This window comes from Paracraurococcus ruber, assembly GCF_004353985.1.
Classification (GTDB): Bacteria; Pseudomonadota; Alphaproteobacteria; order Acetobacterales; family Acetobacteraceae; genus Paracraurococcus; species Paracraurococcus ruber.
Genome location: NZ_SMOA01000364.1, coordinates 1 through 4,455, shown reverse-complemented (window position 1 = coordinate 4,455; position 4,455 = coordinate 1). Strand labels below are relative to the sequence as shown.

Below are 4,455 nucleotides of genomic sequence, written 5' to 3'. Positions count from 1 at the left end.
CGCCCGGCGGAGCGGGAGGACGCCGCGGCGCATCGGCGCTGAGCGGTGCGGCCCGGCCCCGCCGGCCGCGCTCAGCCGCGCCGGCGCACCATGCCGGCGGCATCCAGCGCCGCCTCCACCCCCGGGCGGATCTGCCGCATCATGGCCAGCGCCGCCTGCCCGTCCATCGGCCGCGGCGCGATGCTCGCGCTCTCCTGCCGGGCCAGCACCTCCGGGTCGCGCGCCGCCGCCAGCAGCGCCCCTTCCAGCCGCGCCCGCACCGGCGGCGGCAGGCCGGCCGGCCCGGCCCAGAGGATGGGCTGGCGCGTCGCCGTCTCGAAGCCCTGCTCGATCAGCGTCGGCACCTCGGGGAATTCCGGCCAGCGGTCGACGCTCGCGCTCGCCAGCAGGCGCAGGTTGCCGCCCTTCACCAGGCCGATCATCTCCGAGGTGCCGGTGTAGCTGTCGATATGCCCGCCGGCGACCTGGCTCGCCGCCTCGGTGATGCTCGGGATCTGCACATAGGTCATCTGCAGGCCGGCCAGGCGCTGCAGGTCGAAGAAGGACACGGCGGAGCCGGGATTGGTGCTGGCGAAGGTCACCGGCCGGCGCCGCGCCTCGGCGACGAAATCCGCCAGCGTCCGCACCTGCGGCATGGAGGGCCCGACCGGCACGCCGATGCGCAATTCCGAGGTGCAGGCGAGGAAGTCGAAGCTCTCCCAGGGCTTGTAGGGCAGGTCCATGGTCAGCGGCGCGACCACCAGGGAGGAAAGCCCGACCAGGCCGAAGGTATAGCCATCCGGCCGCGACTGGGCGATGCGCGTCGGCCCCAGCGTGCCGCCGGCGCCCGGCGTGTTGCGCACCACGACGGAGACGCCGAGCGTCTTCTCCATATGCGCGGCGATGGCGCGGGCGACCAGGTCGGTGCCGCCGCCCGGGCCGAAGCCGGTGACGAGCTGGATCTCGCGCGCCGGCCAGCGATCGGCGGTCTGCGCCGAGGCGCCGAGAGTGGGGATCGAGAGTGCGACGGCGCCCAGCAGGCCGCGGCGATGCATGGCGTGGTTCCTTCCCGGTGCCGGCTGCGCTGCGTGGCGCAGCCGTTGCGGCCATGCTGCTGGCCGGCGCCGCCGGGTGTCAATCGGCGGCCGGGGCGTCGCGCAGCCAGGTGTCGAGGTCGAAGCCGTGCAGCTCGGCCAGCAGCGCCGCCAGCCGCGCCGCGGCATGGTCCAGGATGCGGTCGCCATCCGCCGGCGTCGCCCGCGTCGCATCGCCGACCGCGCCGGCGGGGTGCAGGTCCTGCGTCTCCCAGCCGAAGCCGGTGATGCCCTCCGGCTCCAGCACCGTGCAGCCCGCCGCCCGGGCCAGCCAGGCGGAGGCGAAGTCGCGCGCCTGCGCCATGTCCACCAGATGCGGTGCCAGGGCGAGCATCGCCGCCGTCTCCACCTGCCCGGCATGGATGCCGTGCCGCGCCTCGGCCGCGTCCACTACGCCGTCCGGCAGGCCGAGGCGGAACCAAGTGCAGGCCACCGCCAGCATGCGGCAGCGCGCCCGCAGCCGGCGCGCGACGATGTCGAGCAGCTGCGGCTGCCCGCCATGGCTGTTGAACAGCACCAGGCGGCGGATGCCGGCGCGCGCCACGCTCTCGCCGATCTGAGTCCAGAGGGCGATCAGCGTCTCCGGCTCGGCGGTCAGGGTGCCGGGGAAGCGGAGATGCTCGGCGGAGGAGCCGATGGCCTGGGTCGGCAGGACCAGCACCGGCAGTTCGGCCGGCAGCCGCGCCAGGGCGCGGTCCACCAGCGCCTCGTTGATGGCGGTGTCGGTCGAGACGGGCAGGTGCGGCCCGTGCTGCTCGATGGCGGCGACGGGCAGGATGGCGATGGTGGCGGCCGGCAGGGCGGCGAAATCGGTCCAGCGCAGGTCGCGCCAACGGCGGGAGGGAAGGGGGCCCATGTGTCGGGCCGAGCAAGCCGCGGGCCAGCCGGGCCGGCACGCAACGCGGCAGCGGCGGCCCGCGCCGCATCCCGCCTGCGCCGGGAGCCGGCGCGGTGCGGCGCATGGCGGCGGCGGGCAGCATGGCCAGCCATGCGGCAGGACACGGCACGGGTTTACCCGACCTTCATGCCCGGAATGGCTTGATTGCCGACACTGTCCGCCTGCCTCGTTTAGGGCGGCCGGAGGTGCGACCATGGTGAACGCCCTGCGCGAAATCCGACAACTGCGGCAGAGCGTGGCCGGGGCCGATGATTCGACCGTCCTTCGCCTCGCGCGGATGCTGGATGCCCTGCCGGTCCGCGGCGAGGTGGATGCGCTGCTCGAGCCGGTGCGGCCGCGCCTCGCCGCGCTGGGCATCACGCGGCCGCTGCGGCTCGCCCGGCTGCTCTTCCTGCCGCTGGACGGCGCGGTGGTGCCGGCCCGGGCCTGGGCCCGCGGCACGCCGACCCTGCCGCGCAGCGCCATCCCGGTGCTGGCCGCGATCCTGCTGGCCGACCCCGAGGGCGCGGCCGTCGCCCTGGCGGCGGAAGGCCACAGCCTGGCAGACCGGGAAGTGGTGGCGGCGCTCGGTGCCCGGGTCTGGCACCTGGCCGCCCGGGTGCTGCCGGATGCGGTGCCGCCGGACTGGAACCGCACCGGCCTCACGGCCGCCGACTATGCGCCGATCCTCGCGCTCTGCCGCCCGGCCTGGCAGGCAGGGCCGGTGATCTGGGATGCCGTGGCCCTGGCCGATCAGGGCCCGCCCGAACAACTGGCCGAGCGGGCGCTGCGGGCGGTGGCGGCGGCCGGGCCCATGCCGCTTGCCGCCACCCTGGCCACGCTGGCGCGGCGGGCCAGCGCCCCCGGCGCGCTCGCCGTCGTCGCCGCGGGCGTCTCGCCCAGCCTGCGCGGCCCGGCGGTGCAGCTGCTGGAGACGATCCTCAAGGCGCCGCCGCCGGAATTCGGCCAGCTCGATCCACGGCGGGCGGCCGACCTGGCGCTGGCGACCGCCCGCCGGCTGGACGACCTGGAAGCCTGCCCGCTGCTCGCCGGCGACCGGCAGGCGGCGGTCCGGACCTATCGGCGGGCGGCCGACGAGGCCTGCCGCGCGGCCTTCGCCGAAGCCGCGCAGGCCGAACTGGCCGGACCGGCGGCCCGCCTCGCGGCCGCGCCCGAGGTCACCGAGGCGGAGGTGGCGGCGATGGAGCAGGGCGCCCGCCGGCTGCGGGCGCTGGAGAGCGCCGGCCGCCGGATCGGCGGTGCCGCGGCCTATGACCGCGCCATCCGCGACATGGTCGCGCAGCTGCGGGGCCTGGGGCAGTCGGGTGGCGGCCCTGGCGGGCTGACCCGCATCGACGTGCTGCGAAGCATCGAGATCCTCGCCGGGTCCGACGCGGCGGAGGCGCTGCTGCAGGGCGGCTGAGCGCCGCGCGGCGCGCCGTTCGGGCCGGGACGCGAAGCCCCCAGCGGTCGCTGGCCCGCGGCCGGCACCGCGTGCCGAGGATGCGTCCCGCCGCCATGTGGCCCGCGCCGCCACGGGCCGGGCGCGGCTCCGCTCGGTCCGGTCGCGGGCCGCGACCGGCGCCGTCGCACCGGGGGAGACAGCAGGGGCCGGCGGACCCGCCGCCGCGGCCGGGCCGTGGCCGGAACCCGCCGCGGGCGGGATCGGGTCCGTCGCGGCGGGCCTCCATCGCGGGGTGCCGACAATGTCCGCCGCCTTGGCAGGGCGCCCGGGGGCGTCGCGGCCGGGGCGGCCCGGCGACCCACATCGCATCGCCTGGGGCGTAGCCGGAGCGGCGGGCGCCGGCCGCCGCCGCCCGGGAGCCACGACAATTTTAACCCTTGTCCCTCGGCAGGCCGTTGCGCCTCGCCGGTTGAGTTAACGCTTAGAAAACCTTTGCACCTTCATCGTTCCGCAACAGCGCACCGATCCCGCTTCCTCGGCGCAGCATGCGAGGGGGTGGGCACCGGGGCCCGGCCTGCCTTGGGACATCATCCCCGGTGCCAGGACCGCAACCGGCGGCGGTGCCGCGGAGGCAGACGATGGTGGATGACCCGAGTCTTGAGGATTTCGCCCGTGCCGGCACGGCGCGGAGCCGGGCGGTGACGCTGATGGCGCAACTCGTCGCCGACCTCGCCGCCGCCGCCGCCCGGGCGGAGGCGATCGAATGCGTGCTGCATGCCTCGGTCGGCGTGACCCCCGGCATCACCGCCAGCTATGGCGATGCCTGCTCGGCCGAGGATTCGATCGACCGGGCCCAGGTCTTCGCCCGGCGCGCCCTGCTGGCGCTGCTGCGGGAGGAGGTGGGGGAGGATCCGGCCGACTGGCCGATGGCCGGCTGATGCTGCCCGGCGCGCGCGGATGCCGGGCGGGATGCGCGACGTGGCCGGCCCGCCGCGCGGCCCGGCCCGGCCCGGGTTGTGGGACAGCGCATGCAGGCCAGGCGGCGCGGCGCCGTGCCATGCCTCCGATGCCGGGCGCCGAGCCGCCCCGGGCCCGCGGTC

General features: G+C 76.7%; 4 protein-coding genes. 2 read left to right on the top strand and 2 right to left on the bottom strand.

Annotated features, from left to right (window positions below; translation table 11 throughout):
* Positions 1–71 precede the first annotated feature (71 nt).
* A complete protein-coding gene (locus E2C05_RS29075) occupies positions 72–1,034 on the bottom strand; it encodes a Bug family tripartite tricarboxylate transporter substrate binding protein (RefSeq protein WP_158292447.1) in 963 nt (320 codons plus the stop codon).
* A 79-nt stretch (positions 1,035–1,113) separates the two neighbouring features.
* Entirely contained in the window at positions 1,114–1,929 is an 816-nt protein-coding gene (locus E2C05_RS29070) for a creatininase family protein (RefSeq protein ID WP_133223115.1), read from the bottom strand.
* Positions 1,930–2,164: 235 nt separating this feature from the next.
* Here E2C05_RS29070 and E2C05_RS33555 point away from each other — a divergent pair, with 235 nt between their 5' ends.
* Together E2C05_RS33555 and E2C05_RS29060 are read left to right on the top strand one after the other, a co-directional pair.
* A complete protein-coding gene (locus E2C05_RS33555) occupies positions 2,165–3,373 on the top strand; it encodes a hypothetical protein (protein WP_158292446.1) in 1,209 nt (402 codons plus the stop codon).
* Between the two features lie 620 nt (positions 3,374–3,993).
* Entirely contained in the window at positions 3,994–4,293 is a 300-nt protein-coding gene (locus E2C05_RS29060; RefSeq protein ID WP_133223114.1) for a hypothetical protein, read from the top strand.
* Positions 4,294–4,455: the final 162 nt, after the last annotated feature.